This is a genomic window from Micromonospora sp. CA-240977 (assembly GCF_050942285.1).
Taxonomy (GTDB): Bacteria; Actinomycetota; Actinomycetes; order Mycobacteriales; family Micromonosporaceae; genus Micromonospora.
In genome coordinates this window covers 6,215,595-6,229,479 of record NZ_CP192055.1, presented here as the reverse complement: position 1 = coordinate 6,229,479, position 13,885 = coordinate 6,215,595, and the positions used below count along the sequence as shown (strand labels likewise).

The following is a 13,885-nucleotide window of genomic DNA, read 5'->3' as shown; positions in this document are numbered from 1 at the left end:
GTCTCCTACCCGCCTCGTACTCCTCGAAATCCTGAAGGTGATCTTGTCGGCAGGCTGGGCTCAGAGGTCGATGATCGGCCATTCCTTGGGCAACACCTCACCGAGCAACTCCCGCCGATCCGTCATGATCGGTGTGGTCGCCCTCGCGGCCTCCATCGCGGCCTGGGCCAGATCCATGCCGCCGAGGGTTCGTGACCAGCCGCCCAGGATCGCGCACATGTCGTGCTCCACGGGTGTCACGACGACCTGCTCCAGGTCGCCGACAATGTCGAGCAGGGGCCACCCGTCGTGGGTCACCTGGCGGTACGCGGCGGCCAGGCAGAGCGCCGGGACGATCACGGCCAGTCGCTTGTCCGCGACCTTCGCGATCTGCTCCCCGACCACCTCCACGCCTTCGGAGTAGGCGAGGAGGCAGGCGGTGTCGAGCACGAGACCTGCGTCAGTCACGAATCGTCATCCGTCCGCGAGATGCCTCGCTCAGCAGGGCGGCTGCCTTCGCGCGCAACTCCGGAGTGATCTTCGCGTGTGCCTCGTCGAGCTTCCTGCCCGCCTCGGCGAGACCTTCGTCAGTGAGTTGGAAGCCCACCTGACGAAGTGCCCGTCGGGTGCGCTCGACAGCCATCCGCTGACGAACCGAGTCGGTGATGAAGGCCGAGACGTTGGACTCCTCGGCCAGCCGCTCCGCCACGTCATCCGGCACGCTGATGGCGATCTTCTTGGTCATACCACGGACGCTAACGGGTGATACCACGGTCGGCAAGGAAGCTCACCCGCGTACTCCTCGGGCGGGGTGATGTGGGCGAAGCGCGGCGTACCTGTCAGGATTGACGGTGGCGTGCGCGCGGCCGGCTCCCGGCCGGCGGCGGCGGGCGGTCCTCGCAGCCCGCGCCGCGCAGCCGATCAGCGACAGCAACCGACGGAGGTAGCCCGCACCGTGGCCCAGTACATCTACGTCCTGGAAAAGGCCCGCAAGGCGCACGGCGACAAGGTCGTGCTCGACAACGTGACGTTGAGCTTCCTGCCGGGAGCCAAGATCGGTGTGCTCGGTCCGAACGGCGCCGGTAAGTCCAGCCTCCTCAAGATCATGGCAGGACTGGACAAGCCGAGCAACGGCGAGGCGCGCCTCATGCCCGGCTACACCGTCGGCATGCTCGCCCAGGAACCCCCGCTCAACGAGGCCAAGACCGTGCTCGGCAACGTCGAGGAGGCGGTTGCCGAGACCAAGGCCAAGCTGGAGCGGTTCAACAAGATCGCCGAGCAGATGGCGACCGACTACTCCGACGAGCTGATGGAGGAGATGGGCAAGCTCCAGGAGGAGCTGGACCACCTCGACGCCTGGGACGTCGACTCCAAGCTCGAACTGGCAATGGACGCCCTGCGCTGCCCGCCGCCGGACGCCGACGTGACCCAGCTCTCCGGTGGTGAGCGCCGCCGGGTCGCGCTCTGCAAGCTGCTGCTGGAGGCGCCCGACCTGCTGCTGCTCGACGAGCCCACCAACCACCTGGACGCGGAGAGCGTCTCCTGGCTGGAGCAGCACCTGGCCAAGTACGCCGGCACCGTCATGGCGATCACCCACGACCGGTACTTCCTCGACAACGTGGCCGGCTGGATCCTGGAGCTGGACCGCGGCCGGGCCATCGGCTACGAGGGCAACTACTCCACCTACCTGGAGAAGAAGGCCGCCCGGCTGGCCGTCGAGGGTCGCCGCGACGCCAAGATGAAGAAGCGCCTCACCGAGGAGCTGGAGTGGGTCCGCTCCAACGCCAAGGCCCGGCAGACCAAGTCCAAGGCCCGCCTGGACCGGTACGACGAGATGGCCAACGAGGCGGAGAAGACCCGCAAGCTCGACTTCGAGGAGATCCAGATCCCGCCGGGCCCGCGCCTGGGCAGCACGGTGATCGAGGCGGTCGACCTCAGCAAGGGCTTCGGCGACCGGCTGTTGATCGACAACCTGTCGTTCTCGCTGCCGCGCAACGGCATCGTCGGCATCATCGGCCCCAACGGCGTCGGCAAGACCACGCTGTTCAAGACCATCGTCGGGCTGGAGCAGCCGACCGGCGGGTCGGTCCGGGTCGGCGAGACGGTCTCGCTGTCGTACGTCGACCAGAACCGCGAGGGCCTCAACGGCGACAAGACCGTCTGGGAGGTCGTCTCCGACGGGCTGGACTACCTGATGGTGGGCAAGGTCGAGATGCCGTCCCGGGCGTACATCGCGGCGTTCGGCTTCAAGGGCCCGGACCAGCAGAAGCCGACGAAGGTGCTCTCCGGCGGTGAGCGCAACCGGCTCAACCTGGCGCTGACCCTGAAGATCGGCGGCAACGTCATCCTGCTCGACGAGCCGACGAACGACCTGGACGTGGAGACGCTGTCCAGCCTCGAGAACGCGCTGCTGGAGTTCCCCGGCTGCGCCGTGGTCATCTCGCACGACCGGATGTTCCTGGACCGGGTCGCCACGCACATCCTGGCCTGGGAGGGCGACGACCAGGACCCGTCCCGGTGGTTCTGGTTCGAGGGCAACTTCGAGGCGTACGAGAAGAACAAGATCGACCGCCTCGGCGCGGAGGCTGCCCGGCCGCACCGGGTGACCTACCGCAAGCTGACCCGCGACTGACCGGCCGAGAAGGTGTCTGACCGCTTCGTCTACCACTGCACGCTGCGCTGGTCCGACCTGGACGCGTACGGGCACATCAACAACTCGCGCTTCCTCACCCTGTACGAGGAGGCGCGGGTGGCGTTGATGTTCGCCGGTGGCCGGGCCTGGGGGGTCGGCTCGTTCGCCGACGGGGTGGTGATCCGTCGGCACGAGGTCGACTACCTGCGCCCTGTCGACTACGCGCTGGGCCGGGCCACCGCGGAGGCGGCGCCCACCGTCCGCATCGAGCTGTGGGTGGAGGAGATCCGGGCCTCCCGGTTCACCGTCGCCTACGAGCTGTACGACGGCGAGGTGCTGGCCAGCCGGGCCCGCTCGGTGCTTGTGCCGTTCGACCTGACCCGCCAGGTGCCCCGCCGGATCACCCCGGAGGAACGGGACTTCCTGCTCACCTACGCGCCCCAGGGCGGCCTGGCGTGACCCGGCCGGGCACGGGGCAGGCGGCGGCGTCGACCCCGGCACACGGGGTGGCCGGGGTGGCCGACGCGGGCGCCTTCCTGGCCCGGCTGGTCCGGCTGGACCCGGTCGCACCGGTCCGGTTGCGGTCGGCCGGTGTGCCCGGCCGGATCGCCCTCTGGGCCCGTCTGCCGTGGCAGGTCCTCGTGGTCCGGACGGTGGCCGGCGGGCCGACCGACGGCAGCGCCGAGGACGTCACCGTGGCTGCCGCGGAGCTGCTCGCCGAGCTGGAACGCGGCGGTCCGGCCCGGCCGGTCCGCCGGGACGCGCAGTGGCGGTGGCCGCTGCCCCCGGCGCGCAGCCGGACGGTGGAGGCGCTGCCCGTCGTCGAGTTGCGGCGGATCGCGGCCGCGGCGGCGGGCACCCTGCGTACGGCGAGCGAGCAGGGCGTGGCCGGCCGCGCGGTGGGCCAGCGGGCGCTGCGGGACGCGCTGCTCGACCACGTGGCGGTGCTTGTCACGCCGGACGGACCGCCCGCCCCGCCGGTCGAGGTGTCGCAGCGGCTGGTGCAGGGGGTGGTCCGGATGGGCTTCCTCGGCGCCGCCGACGGCCCGGCCACCGGCCCCGACGAGGCGACCGTTCAGGTCCGGGTGGCGGGACGTTGGGTTGGCCTGGTGGGACCATACGGAGCGGCGTGGTTGCAGACGGCCACGGATCTTGCGATGACACCCCTCAGCCCTCGTCCGAACGGATGACCCCTGCTCATTCTTCTGGGCCGGGGCGGGCGTTGGGGGGGTGCTTCAACTCGGCTGTCCGGGTACCGTCCATGCTCGGATCCAACGCACCGTAGGCGACTGGATCCGCTGGGGAGTGAGGTGCGCGAGCGATGCCGTGGTGGTCATGGCGCCCCGGTCCCGCCGACGGCGGCGATCCGGAAACCCGAAGCGGGATCACAGTGGAGAGCGCGGTCCGGGTCGGACCGCCCAACCCTCGCCAGCCGGGGGACGACTGCCCGGCCAGCGAGCGACCGGTGCTGACCGAGATGCTGGCCACCGTGGAGCCGGTGAGTCTGCGCCGGGTCTGCGACGCACTCGACCTGCTCGACGTGCGTTACCTGGCCGATGGCGACGGCAACCTGCTGGCCATGTGGGAGCGGCACGCCGTGCTGGTCACCCTCGAGGGGCCGGAGGACGAGATCCTGGTCATGCGGGCCCGCCCGCACGCCACGGTCCCGCCGGACTGGGCCGACCGGGCCTATCGGGTGGTCAACGAGTGGAACCACACCCGCCGGTTCTGCAAGGCGTACATCGGCGACCCGACGGAGCGCGGGCAGTTGCCGATCTACGCCGAGCTTCAGGTGCCACTCGGCGCCGGCACCCACGACGCGCTGCTCGTCGAGATGCTCGACTGCGGCGCGGCGGTCGCCACAAGCTTCGTGGACTGGCTGCACGACGAGGGCGCGCTGCTCTGACGCGGCCTCGGCCCGGCGCTCAGCCGCCGTTGGCCGGGTCCTCCTCGGCGTTGACCATGAAGTACGCGGCCCGCTCCAGGTAGTCCCAGAGCGTGGTGGCGATCTCCGGCTCGAGGTCGAGCCGGTCCACGGCGCGGCGCATGTTCCGTAGCCAGGCGTCCCGCTCGGCCGCGCCGATCCGGAACGGCGCGTGCCGCATCCGCAGTCGCGGGTGGCCACGCTGGGCGGAGTACGTGTTCGGTCCACCCCAGTACTGCATCAGGAACAGGGTCATCCGATCCGCGGCCGGCCCCAGGTCATCCTCGGGGTACATGGGCCGCAGCAGCGGATCAGTGGCGATGCCGGCATAGAACTCGTCGACCAGCCTGCGGAAGGTGGGCTCGCCGCCGACCGCTTCGAAGAGGGTCGTCGAAGCACCGGGACGCTCGGATTCACCTGCGGGGTTCACCGTTCCATCCTGCCAGGTGTGCCGTGCGCCGAACCGACCCGAGCACCGTGCGTCGGATCACGCCGGCCGACGCCCTGGGCCCAACGGGCGGGTCGGGTCAGGTGACCGCGTGCCGGCGGTGACCGTCACCGGTGCGCGGCTCGGGCGGCCCCGCCGCAGTGTCGTCGGTGGGAGGGTCGTCCGGGTGGTCGGGCGGCTCGGCATTGGCCGCCGTGGCTGCCGCGATCGCCTCGTTGAACGCCTGCCGATCCGGCCAGCGCAGCGCGGCCACCGCCATCAGCACCACGCCGGCCGCGCTCCACAGCCCCACCACGAGGGGGATGTTGTCGAAGTGGTCGGCGATCAACCCGGTGGCCAGCACCGCGAAACCCTGAATGACCTGGACACCGGTCGCCATCACCCCGAAGGCGCGGGCCCGGAAGCCGTTGGGCAGGGCCTGGACGAAGAGCCCGTTCGCCATCGGCAGCATGCCGGCGACCGCGAACCCACAGAGCGCCGCCAGCAGCGCCACCGCCAGCGGGGGCAGATCGAGCAACGTCGGCACCAGCACCAGGGGGGCGAGCACCGCGAGCGGCCGCATCAGTTTCAGCCGGCGTGCCGGCCCGAACAGGCGGCTCACCAGCAGGCCGCCGAGAATGAAACCGACAGGGCTGGCCACCATGATCACTGCTTGGGCCGTGCTCGCGCTCATGTCGCCGTGGCCCTCCTCGTTGGCCCAGCCGACGGCCAGCCCCTCGGGGAGGATCGAGAAGAGCATCGCGCTGAACACCAGCACCGCGATCGCCCGCAGCACCGGCGTGCCGAACACGATGGCGAAGCCCTGGCGGGTCTCCTGCAGCAGGTGGCTGCGCTGCGCCGGGTTCGGCACCGCCGAGCGGTTTCGCACCCCGAGGCGGACCAGCAGCGCCGAGACGCCGAAGGTGGCCGCGTTGAACAGCAGCGCGACCTGCGGGTCGATCGAGGCGACGGCGGCGCCGAGCACGTACCCGACGATCTGGGCGGCCTGCCCCACGCTGCCGTTCAGCGACAGCCCGAGCACCAGCCGGTCCCCAGCGAGCATCTGCGGCATCAACGCGGACTTCGCCGCCTGGCTCGGCGGATTGGCCAGCGTGGCGGCGAAGATGAGCACCAGCACCGCCTGGTACGGCAGTTGCGGGATGGCGATGAGCAGCATCAGCGCCATCCGGATGAGGTCACACGACACCATCACCCGCCGGTACGGGTACCGCTCCGCGAGCGCGGCGAGCACCGGACCACCGAGCAGCCAGGGCAGGAAGCTGACAGCGAAGGCAGCCGCGGAAAGCCCTACCGACTCGGTCTTCTGGTAGACGAGCAGGGTGACGGCGGCCTTCGCGACGTAGTCGCCGACCCAGGAGAGAGCGCCCGCCAGGAACACGGCGCGGAACTCGTGCTGGGCGAACACTTCGCGAAAAGTAGCTGGGCCTTCCGCGGAAGGTCGCTCGTCGGGCACCGTCGCCTCCATCGGCCTCCGGGTCGGCCGCTCGTGGCAGCCCGGCCGGAAGCGCTCGTCAGATCTACGGATCAGCGAGGTTGTGATCACGCTTTGGCGGGAACGCGTGCTCCGGATTCTGCCCGATCGTCTGACAACTATCTAGGTCGAACGGGTCATTCGTCGCTTCCCCGACTGAACGAACGGACGATACCTGAGGGGCCGGGCGGCTCGCGACCCCTGAATCCGAGGACAGTGACGGGTGGGTCAGGTGGCACCGCCCTGACCAGTTTCACCGTCGGGCAACGGCCGGCTGGGAAGGCCGGGAAAGATGCGGGCCGCCGCGATCTGCGCGGTGATCCCCGAGTTCTCCAGCGCCTCGGCCAGCCGCCGACGCAGCTCCCGCCCCACCGCGAACTGCCCGTCCGCGGTCGTCTTCACCACCGTCCGGATGACCGCGCCGTCCACCGTCACCTGCTCGACACCGAGCACCTCCGGCGCCTCGACGATCTCCGGTGACAGCTCCGGGTCCATCGCGACCGAGGCCGCCGCGGTCCGCAGGACGGCGGTGGCCTCCTCGGTGCTGTTGAAGCCGATCGGCAGGTCCACCACCACGAGGGCCCAGCCCTGGCTCTTGTTGCCCACCCGGACGATCTCGCCGTTGCGGATGTACCAGAGCACCCCGCGACCGTCGCGCACTGTGGTCACCCGCAGCCCGACCGCCTCGACCACGCCCATCGCCTCGCCCAGGTCGACATTGTCGCCCACGCCGTACTGGTCCTCGATGAGCATGAACAGGCCGGCGATCAGGTCCTTGACCAGGCTCTGTGCGCCGAAGCCCAACGCGACGCCGGCGATCCCCGCGCTGGCCAGCAGCGGGGCCAGGTCGAAGCTGAACTCACGCAGGATCATCAGCAGCGCGATGCCGAAGACGAACGCGGTGGTCAGGCTGCGCAACACCGAGCCGATCGCCTCGGCCCGCTGCCGTCGCCGCTCGGGCACGAACTCGGTGGGGTCGACCGCCGCGCTGGGCACCCGCTCGCGCAGCGGCCGCAGCATCGTCGGCACCGCGCCGTCGGTCGTCGTCCGGACCAACCGGTTGATAGTGCGGTGCACCGCCCAGCGGGCCACCATCGCCAGCGCCAGGATCAGCAGCACCCGCAACGGCTTGAGCAGGATCCAGTAACTGCCCTCGGCGAACCAGGCCGAGCTGGTCAGGTCGTACAGGAACTCGCAGGAGGAACTGCCCTGGCAGTTCACCGACCCGACGGTGGACAGGGCAAGGGGCGTCACGCTGGCGGCACTCACCCTGTCTTCGTACCGCAAGAGGCCCGAGCGCCCTCCGCCGACCCACCGGCCGGGTGACCTGCCGCCGAGGGCATGGCCGGAACGGGGCGAACCGGCCATCGTGACAGGTGCGGGAGAGAGCTTCGTACCCGGCCCCGGATTAGTGCGTGCAATCCGGGGTCCGATCAGGGACTATTGGCGCAACGGACGTCGGTGATCGGCCCGGCGTCGACCGTGTGGGTGGTCATGCCCCGACCTCGGTCGACGGCGGTACGCAGCAGCCGCTGAACCGGGAGGGTGATCGCGATGCCTGACATACGACCCACGGTGGGCTCCGGCGCGTTGGTCCTCAACGCCACCTACGAGCCGCTGTGTGTCGTGTCGGTGCGCCGCGCCGCGATCCTCGTTCTCTCCGCCAAGGCGGTCTGCGTCGCCGACGGCGACGGCATTCTGCACAGCGCCCGCGACGCGCTCCCGGTGCCGTCAGTGGTCCGGCTGACCCGCTTCGTCCGCGTGCCGTACCGAACGCACGTCGGGTTGTCCCGGCGGGCGATCTTCGCCCGGGACGGGTGGCGGTGCGCCTACTGTCGGGGCCCGGCCGAGACCATCGACCATGTCTTCCCCCGCAGTCGGGGTGGCCGGCACGCCTGGGAGAACGTGGTCGCCGCGTGCGCCCGGTGCAACCACACGAAGGGCGACAAGACGCCGGCGGAGATGGGGTGGCGGTTGCACGCGCTGCCCGTCGCGCCGAAGGGCACCGCCTGGCGGGTGCTGGGGCACCGCGCCCCCGACCCCCGCTGGGCCGACTGGCTGGATCTGCGGGAGCCGGAAGCCGCCGCCTGACGTCGCACGCCACGGTCAGCGGCGGTGGCTGACCGGCGCGGATCTGCCGTCGGTGCGGCTGCCGGGCGGGCGATGCCCCCGGGCGCGCTGGCTCACTGCTGCTGGCGGGCTGCCCGGCGCGCGGCGCGGTCGACCGCCCGAGCGTGCGCGACAGCCAACAGCCGGTCGATCTCGGGCAGCAGGTGCGGGCCGGGCAGGACGATGCTGGCGAACCCGTGGAGCGCGTAGCCCGGGTGCGGCGTGAGGGTGTCCAGCCGGGCGAAGTCGAATTCGTCCCGGTGGTCCTCGAATGCCTTGGGCGGGAAGCCGAAAAGTCGCTCGAACTCGTCGCGGCCCAGGTCCAGGTTGAGGCGGAAGACACCGGGGCGGTCCAGCTGTGCGGCCTCGTCGAAGCCGGGCACGTCGTGCTCGACGATTGTGGCGAACGGCTGACGGCGGTCCGGGCCGACGAAGAAGAACCGGTCGCCCCAGGCCGCCTCGGGTGAGCCGTTCTCCGCACTCGCCACGACCTGCTCGACGCCGGGCAGAGCGACGATCCGATCGGCGAGCACGGCCGCGTCGACGCCGGTCGGGACGTGCAGGACCGCGTCGGCGTGCTCGATGGTGGCCCGGTCCAGCGGGAAGTAACGGTAGTCGTGCGTCCGCCGCTCGGCCGGCCCGATGTCGGACGCCAGCACGTACCGGGGGAGGTCGGTCTCCTGCTGGAGTCTGCCCTCGTAGGTCGACGCGGCGGGCGCCCCGATGCCGAGCGCCGGGCTCGCGCCCAGGCTGCCGACGATCACCGCGTACCGGTCGCCCAGCAGCGACGCGACGATCGCGCCGGCGCCGGCCCAGGACACCTCGGTGCCGGCCAGCGTCATCGTGCTCGGGTGGCGTTGGAGGTGCGTGTTGTGCCCGAAGACCAGCGTGGGCCCGCGGTGTGCCTCGGCGGATCGGATCGCGAGCAGGTTCTCGGCCATCAGCGCGTCGCGGACCGCGGCCAGGCGGACGAAGCGTTCCTCCTGCGCCAGTGGGGCGGCGGCCGCGGCGTGGTAGCGCAGCACCGCGATCGCGGACGTCGCGTGCACGAACGCCGCCGGCCAGCCCGCGGACTTCCAGGGCGCCCGCAGGTACAACTCGGTGCGGAGGTCGTCGGCGAGCACCCGCAGGTCCCGGGCGTCGGTCGAGCGCCCCACCGACCGGCCCGGCTCCCAGATCGCGGCGGGATCGCTCCACCGCGCCTCGTCCCCGATCAGGGCGTCGATCTCGGCGGATCGGTCGAGGCCGAGGAAGTCACAGACCCGGGTGAGGTGGCGCCGCGGGCTCGGGACGTTCGCAAGCTCCAACGGGGCGTCGAAGCCGTGGAACGTCAGGCGTTCGGCGGCCGGCCGTCCCGTGTTCCACTCGCGCATCCGCAGCAGGAGGTCGCGATTGGCCGGGATGGTGCCGAATTCGTGGCTGAACCCTTCGGAGAGCGCCCGTTCGAGCGACACTTCCGCGCCACCCTGCACGAACTCGTCGGCGATCAGCCCGGCCGCCCGGTCGCTCTCCACCGCGATCGATCGGTAGCCGTGCTCGGCCAGGGACAGGAAGGCGTCGTTGCGGAGCTGGAGGAAGGCGGACTCGCCGTGCGTCGGCTCGCCGAGCGCGAGCAGGTCCGGAGTTTTCGCGAGCAGGTCGAGAAAAGCTGGCATTCCATAAACCGTATCGTTGAACCAGCGGTTGAGACTCAGCAGCGATGGAGCACGGGTGACAGCCACCAAACCCTCAAACCCAGTGGTACGCCGTCCGATCGACCTCGCGCGTGCCCACGGTCTCTCCGCGCAGGCGGTGCGCAACTACGAACGCGACGGAGTCCTGCCGCCGGCCGAGCGCACGCCGAACGGCTACCGCCGGTTCACCAAGGTGCACGCCACGGCGTTGAGCGCCTACCTCGCGCTGATCGCGGGCCACGGCCACGCGGCCAGCGGTGAGATCATGCGGGCCGTCAACCGGGGCGAGATCGACACGGCGTTGCGCACCATCGACCAGGGCCATGCCCTGCTCCAACGCGACCGGGAGACCCTGGACGCGGTCGAGGCGGCGGTGACGACGCTCACCGCGACGCTGCCGCAACCGCAGGCCCGGAAGGCCGTGTCCGTCAGCGTGCTGGCTCACCGTCTCGGCGTTCGGCCCGCCACACTGCGCAAGTGGGAGCGGGCCGGGGTGCTGCGGCCGGCGCGCGATCCGGCGACCCACTACCGGGTCTACCTCCCGGACGACGTCCGCGACGCCGAGCTCGCCCACCTGTTGCGCCGCGGCGGGTACCGGCTCGACCACATCGCCGGCGTGCTGCGTCAGGTGCGTGCCGCGGGCGGCGCCGAACCGCTCGCCGCGTCGCTGGGCCGGTGGCGGGAACGGCTCACCGAGCGCGGCCGGGCCATGCTCACCGGCGCCGCCCGGCTCGCCGACCACCTCGACGCCGCTCAACCACCGTCCCGCGCCCTGACCAGCGACGCGAACACCACAACATTGTCGGAGTAGCCGGTCTCACCGCCGACCCACTGGCCGCCGCCTTCTTGATATATGGCGAGCTGGATCGCTGTGTAGAACATTTAGTTCTACACTCTGTCCATGGAGCGTATCGGGGTCCGAGAGCTGAACCAGAACACGAGTCAAGTGCTGGCTCGGGTGAGTGGTGGCGAGACCGTCGAGATCACCGATCGTGGGCATCCGATCGCCCGACTGGTTCCGGTCAGTGACGACAGGTCTGTGCTGGCCAAGCTCGTAGCGGCGGGGCGGGCCGTCGCGCCAACCGGGAGCGGCCCTGTCCCGCTTCCGCCAAAGCTCGGTGCCGAGGACGTGGACGTGGCTGCCACTCTTGCCGAGATGCGAGACGAGGAGCGCTGGTGATCTATCTCGACTCCGCCGCCGTCGTGAAGTTGGTTCGGCAGGAGGCGTGTAGCGCTGACCTCGTCTCCTGGCTCAACGCGCAGGGCGACGTCCCGCTGGTCTCCTCTGCGCTCGTCGAGGTCGAGGTGCCCAGAGCCTTGCGCCGATCAGCCCCGCAAGCGTTGATCGGAGTGCCGGCGGCCGTCGGACGTCTCTTCCGGCTGGAGATCGACGGCACTATCCGCGCGACCGCAGCTGCGTTTGCCGAGCCGACGCTACGCAGCCTCGACGCCATCCACCTTGCCACGGCCCAGGTTCTGACCAACGAGTCCGGAACGGCACTCATCGCATTCGTCAGTTACGACCGGCGACTGCTCGACTGTGCCAAGGCTGTGGGGTTGCCCGTGGCGAGCCCAGGCCAGAACTGACCTGTAGTTCCGATCTGCCCGCCCTCACCCTGAACGCGCCCTGACCAGCGACGCGAACACCACCACGTTGTCGGAGTAGCCGGTCTCACCGCCGACCCACTGGCCGCCGCAGGTGATCAGTCGAAGGCTCGGGTGGCTGAAGTCGCCGTACACCTCGTCCACCGGCAGTCGGCCCTTGTCGAACTTCTCCACCGAGTTCACCTCGAAGACCGCCACGCTGCGGTCGGTGCGGGTGACCTCGATCTGGTCGCCGTCGCGCAGTTCGCGGAGCTTGTGGAAGACCGCCGGCCCGGTTGTGGTGTCGACGTGCCCGACGATCACCGCCGGGCCGTACTGGCCGGGGGTCGGCCCCTTGTCGTACCAGCCGGCCTCCTGGGCGCGGGCCACGTCCGGCACGGCGATGGTGCCGTCCGGAGCGATGCCCACGTCGTGCACGGGCGCCCGCAGGTCGATCTTGTCGATGGCGAGGCTGGTCGGGCGGCTGGCCGTCAGCACCGGGAACTTCTTCGGCGGCGGCCGGAACCCGGCGCTGAGCCGGTCCGGCAGCAGGCTCATCCCGGTCACCTGCTCGACGCCGAGCATCGCCACGATCAGCACCATCACCGCGGCGATGGCCAGTACCGGCAGCCCCGGTCCCGTACCGAAACGGGGCCGGAACGACAGCGGTCCGGCCAGGCGCCGCGGCGGCAGCGGGGTGGCGGCCGGATCCGGGGTGGCGACACTGGCCGATCCGGCCTGCCCGGCGACCCGACCCAGCCGGCCGGAGGCGCGGGCCACCAGCCGACCGGAGGCGCGCAGCAGCGGCCCGACCTGGAAGCGGGCGCGGCGGTCCGGCCGCGCACGCGCGGCATCGCGGGTCATGGGTCACCCGGCTCAGGAGCCGGCTCCGGTCCGACGTCGGCCGCCCGCCATCCCGAGCGCCACAGCGGTGGCGACCAGCGCCACGCCGCCGAGCACCAGCAACGAGCCGGTACCGCGGCCGCCGGCCGTCCCGCCACCCCCGGTCGCCGGTCCCTTGCTGGGGGAGGCCATGTTCAGCACGGTGAGCGTGGTCGAGGCCGTCTGGCCGTTCTCGCAACGCAGGTCGACCGGGTAGTCGCCGGCCGCCTTGTCCCCCGGGATGGTGACCTGCCCGGTCAGGAACCCCCTGTCCGGTTTGAGCATCACGTGCCCGAACGCGTCGGAGTGCACGTTGGACTGGCGGTTGTTGTTGTCGTTGTCGCAGCTCGCCTTGATGCTGACCCGGCTGCCGGCCTGGACGCTGTTCGGCGTCACCTCGACGAAGACGTTCTCGCCGGCGCGCGCCGGTGCCACCGACATCAGGACGAACGCCCCGACCAGCGCAACCAGTGTCAGTGCGGACGAGAGCGCGCGGTTGATCGTGCGGACTGCCTGCATGATTTCCCCCCAACCGGCGACGACCGCCGGAACCCTCCGCCCCTCATTCCGCCTTTGCGCCGCAAGGCGGCACTCCGGACGGAAGGAAGGGCGTCCCCTCGGCACGGCGTTGCTTTCCCGCTGGCTCGGGGCCAAACCCGGGTCAGCCGCGGCGGGGGGAGGGGAGGGCGGTGATCGATCGCCAGTCGAGCGGGGAGGAGAGGACCATCGTGCTCGACGGCTGGCCGTACGGGGCGAGCCGGTCGATGACCGCCTCGAAGTCGCCGATCGAGCCGGCGGCCACCTTGAGCATGCTGCACGCGTCGCCGGTGATCCGGTGAATCTCCAGAATCTCCGGCCAGCCGGCCACCGCCGGGTCGTGCAGGATGCAGCGCGCGCCGTAGCAGGACATCCGGATCAGCGCGACGACGGTGCGGCCGGCCCGGGTCAGGTCGACGTGGGCGTGGTAGCCGGTGACGACGCCGGCCTCCTCCAGCCGGCGGACCCGCTCCGCGACGGCAGGCGGGGACAGGTGCACCCGCCGGGACAGCTCGCTGAAGGAGAGCCGCGCGTCGGCCTGCAGCTCACGCAGCAGCGCCCAGTCCATGTCGTCCACGCTCAGACCTTACTTTCGTGAACCGAATTCGCCTACTTGCCTTCGGTTCGTCAAGACAACGCGGCGAGA

The 13,885-nt window shown here is 70.9% G+C and carries 17 protein-coding genes and 2 pseudogenes; 8 read left to right on the top strand and 11 right to left on the bottom strand.

The window, feature by feature from the left end:
* Nucleotides 1–60: 60 nt before the first annotated feature.
* Nucleotides 61–447, bottom strand: a complete 387-nt coding sequence (locus tag ACQPWW_RS28180) for a hypothetical protein (protein WP_433126687.1) — start codon at nucleotides 445–447, stop codon at nucleotides 61–63.
* Nucleotides 440–724: a hypothetical protein gene (locus ACQPWW_RS28175; RefSeq protein WP_433126686.1), complete on the bottom strand. Its 285-nt coding sequence runs from the start codon at nucleotides 722–724 to the stop codon at nucleotides 440–442. Before ACQPWW_RS28175 ends, ACQPWW_RS28180 begins: the two co-directional genes overlap by 8 nt.
* 210 nt (nucleotides 725–934) lie before the next feature.
* Here ACQPWW_RS28175 and ettA point away from each other — a divergent pair, with 210 nt between their 5' ends.
* From ettA to ACQPWW_RS28155, 4 genes are all read left to right on the top strand, one after another.
* Nucleotides 935–2,611 carry an energy-dependent translational throttle protein EttA gene (ettA, locus tag ACQPWW_RS28170; RefSeq protein ID WP_433126684.1) on the top strand — a complete coding sequence of 559 codons (1,677 nt, stop codon included), beginning with the start codon at nucleotides 935–937 and terminating at the stop codon, nucleotides 2,609–2,611.
* A 12-nt stretch (nucleotides 2,612–2,623) separates the two neighbouring features.
* Nucleotides 2,624–3,070 (top strand): acyl-CoA thioesterase, encoded by a 447-nt coding sequence (locus ACQPWW_RS28165; protein ID WP_355029006.1) that lies wholly within the window; start codon nucleotides 2,624–2,626, stop codon nucleotides 3,068–3,070.
* Nucleotides 3,067–3,801 carry a hypothetical protein gene (locus ACQPWW_RS28160; protein ID WP_433126683.1) on the top strand — a complete coding sequence of 245 codons (735 nt, stop codon included), beginning with the start codon at nucleotides 3,067–3,069 and terminating at the stop codon, nucleotides 3,799–3,801. The genes ACQPWW_RS28165 and ACQPWW_RS28160 overlap by 4 nt, the downstream gene beginning before the upstream one ends.
* Before the next feature lie 131 nt (nucleotides 3,802–3,932).
* Nucleotides 3,933–4,517 carry a YbjN domain-containing protein gene (locus tag ACQPWW_RS28155; protein WP_357254622.1) on the top strand — a complete coding sequence of 195 codons (585 nt, stop codon included), beginning with the start codon at nucleotides 3,933–3,935 and terminating at the stop codon, nucleotides 4,515–4,517.
* A 19-nt stretch (nucleotides 4,518–4,536) separates the two neighbouring features.
* On the opposite strand, the gene ACQPWW_RS28150 is transcribed toward ACQPWW_RS28155, so the two are convergent.
* The 4 genes from ACQPWW_RS28150 to ACQPWW_RS28135 form a co-directional block, all read right to left on the bottom strand.
* Nucleotides 4,537–4,965 carry a globin gene (locus ACQPWW_RS28150; RefSeq protein WP_433126681.1) on the bottom strand — a complete coding sequence of 143 codons (429 nt, stop codon included), beginning with the start codon at nucleotides 4,963–4,965 and terminating at the stop codon, nucleotides 4,537–4,539.
* Between the two features lie 97 nt (nucleotides 4,966–5,062).
* On the bottom strand, nucleotides 5,063–6,448 hold the full coding sequence (locus ACQPWW_RS28145) for an MFS transporter (RefSeq protein ID WP_433126680.1): 1,386 nt from the start codon (nucleotides 6,446–6,448) through the stop codon (nucleotides 5,063–5,065).
* A gap of 234 nt (nucleotides 6,449–6,682) precedes the next feature.
* Nucleotides 6,683–7,741 (bottom strand): mechanosensitive ion channel family protein, encoded by a 1,059-nt coding sequence (locus tag ACQPWW_RS28140; RefSeq protein WP_433126679.1) that lies wholly within the window; start codon nucleotides 7,739–7,741, stop codon nucleotides 6,683–6,685.
* A gap of 146 nt (nucleotides 7,742–7,887) precedes the next feature.
* On the bottom strand, nucleotides 7,888–8,019 hold the full coding sequence (locus tag ACQPWW_RS28135) for a hypothetical protein (RefSeq protein WP_355029015.1): 132 nt from the start codon (nucleotides 8,017–8,019) through the stop codon (nucleotides 7,888–7,890).
* Here ACQPWW_RS28135 and ACQPWW_RS28130 point away from each other — a divergent pair.
* Complete coding sequence (locus ACQPWW_RS28130) at nucleotides 8,009–8,545, top strand: HNH endonuclease (protein WP_433126676.1); 537 nt, start codon at nucleotides 8,009–8,011, stop codon at nucleotides 8,543–8,545. The genes ACQPWW_RS28135 and ACQPWW_RS28130 overlap by 11 nt on opposite strands.
* A 92-nt stretch (nucleotides 8,546–8,637) precedes the next feature.
* On the opposite strand, the gene ACQPWW_RS28125 is transcribed toward ACQPWW_RS28130, so the two are convergent.
* Complete coding sequence (locus ACQPWW_RS28125; RefSeq protein WP_433126675.1) at nucleotides 8,638–10,218, bottom strand: DUF6194 family protein; 1,581 nt, start codon at nucleotides 10,216–10,218, stop codon at nucleotides 8,638–8,640.
* Nucleotides 10,219–10,300: 82 nt separating this feature from the next.
* On the opposite strand from ACQPWW_RS28125, the pseudogene ACQPWW_RS28120 reads away from it, so the two are divergent.
* A pseudogene (locus tag ACQPWW_RS28120) lies at nucleotides 10,301–10,981 on the top strand (TioE family transcriptional regulator); the annotation flags it as partial.
* An 8-nt stretch (nucleotides 10,982–10,989) separates the two neighbouring features.
* Here the strand turns inward: ACQPWW_RS28120 and ACQPWW_RS28115 are convergent.
* Nucleotides 10,990–11,076 (bottom strand): annotated as a pseudogene (locus ACQPWW_RS28115) (class F sortase); the annotation flags it as partial.
* Between the two features lie 61 nt (nucleotides 11,077–11,137).
* On the opposite strand from ACQPWW_RS28115, the gene ACQPWW_RS28110 reads away from it, so the two are divergent.
* Together ACQPWW_RS28110 and ACQPWW_RS28105 are read left to right on the top strand one after the other, a co-directional pair.
* Nucleotides 11,138–11,416, top strand: a complete 279-nt coding sequence (locus tag ACQPWW_RS28110) for a type II toxin-antitoxin system Phd/YefM family antitoxin (RefSeq protein WP_433126673.1) — start codon at nucleotides 11,138–11,140, stop codon at nucleotides 11,414–11,416.
* Complete coding sequence (locus ACQPWW_RS28105) at nucleotides 11,413–11,823, top strand: type II toxin-antitoxin system VapC family toxin (protein ID WP_433126672.1); 411 nt, start codon at nucleotides 11,413–11,415, stop codon at nucleotides 11,821–11,823. The genes ACQPWW_RS28110 and ACQPWW_RS28105 overlap by 4 nt, the downstream gene beginning before the upstream one ends.
* A gap of 24 nt (nucleotides 11,824–11,847) precedes the next feature.
* Here ACQPWW_RS28105 and ACQPWW_RS28100 read toward each other — a convergent pair whose 3' ends face one another.
* The 3 genes from ACQPWW_RS28100 to ACQPWW_RS28090 all read right to left on the bottom strand — a co-directional run bounded on the left by ACQPWW_RS28100 (nucleotide 11,848) and on the right by ACQPWW_RS28090 (nucleotide 13,816).
* Nucleotides 11,848–12,621, bottom strand: coding sequence for a class F sortase (locus ACQPWW_RS28100; protein ID WP_433134611.1), 774 nt, complete (start codon nucleotides 12,619–12,621; stop codon nucleotides 11,848–11,850).
* Between the two features lie 75 nt (nucleotides 12,622–12,696).
* Entirely contained in the window at nucleotides 12,697–13,221 is a 525-nt protein-coding gene (locus ACQPWW_RS28095) for a hypothetical protein (protein ID WP_433126670.1), read from the bottom strand.
* Nucleotides 13,222–13,363: 142 nt separating this feature from the next.
* Nucleotides 13,364–13,816, bottom strand: a complete 453-nt coding sequence (locus tag ACQPWW_RS28090; RefSeq protein ID WP_433126669.1) for an Lrp/AsnC family transcriptional regulator — start codon at nucleotides 13,814–13,816, stop codon at nucleotides 13,364–13,366.
* Nucleotides 13,817–13,885 lie beyond the last annotated feature (69 nt).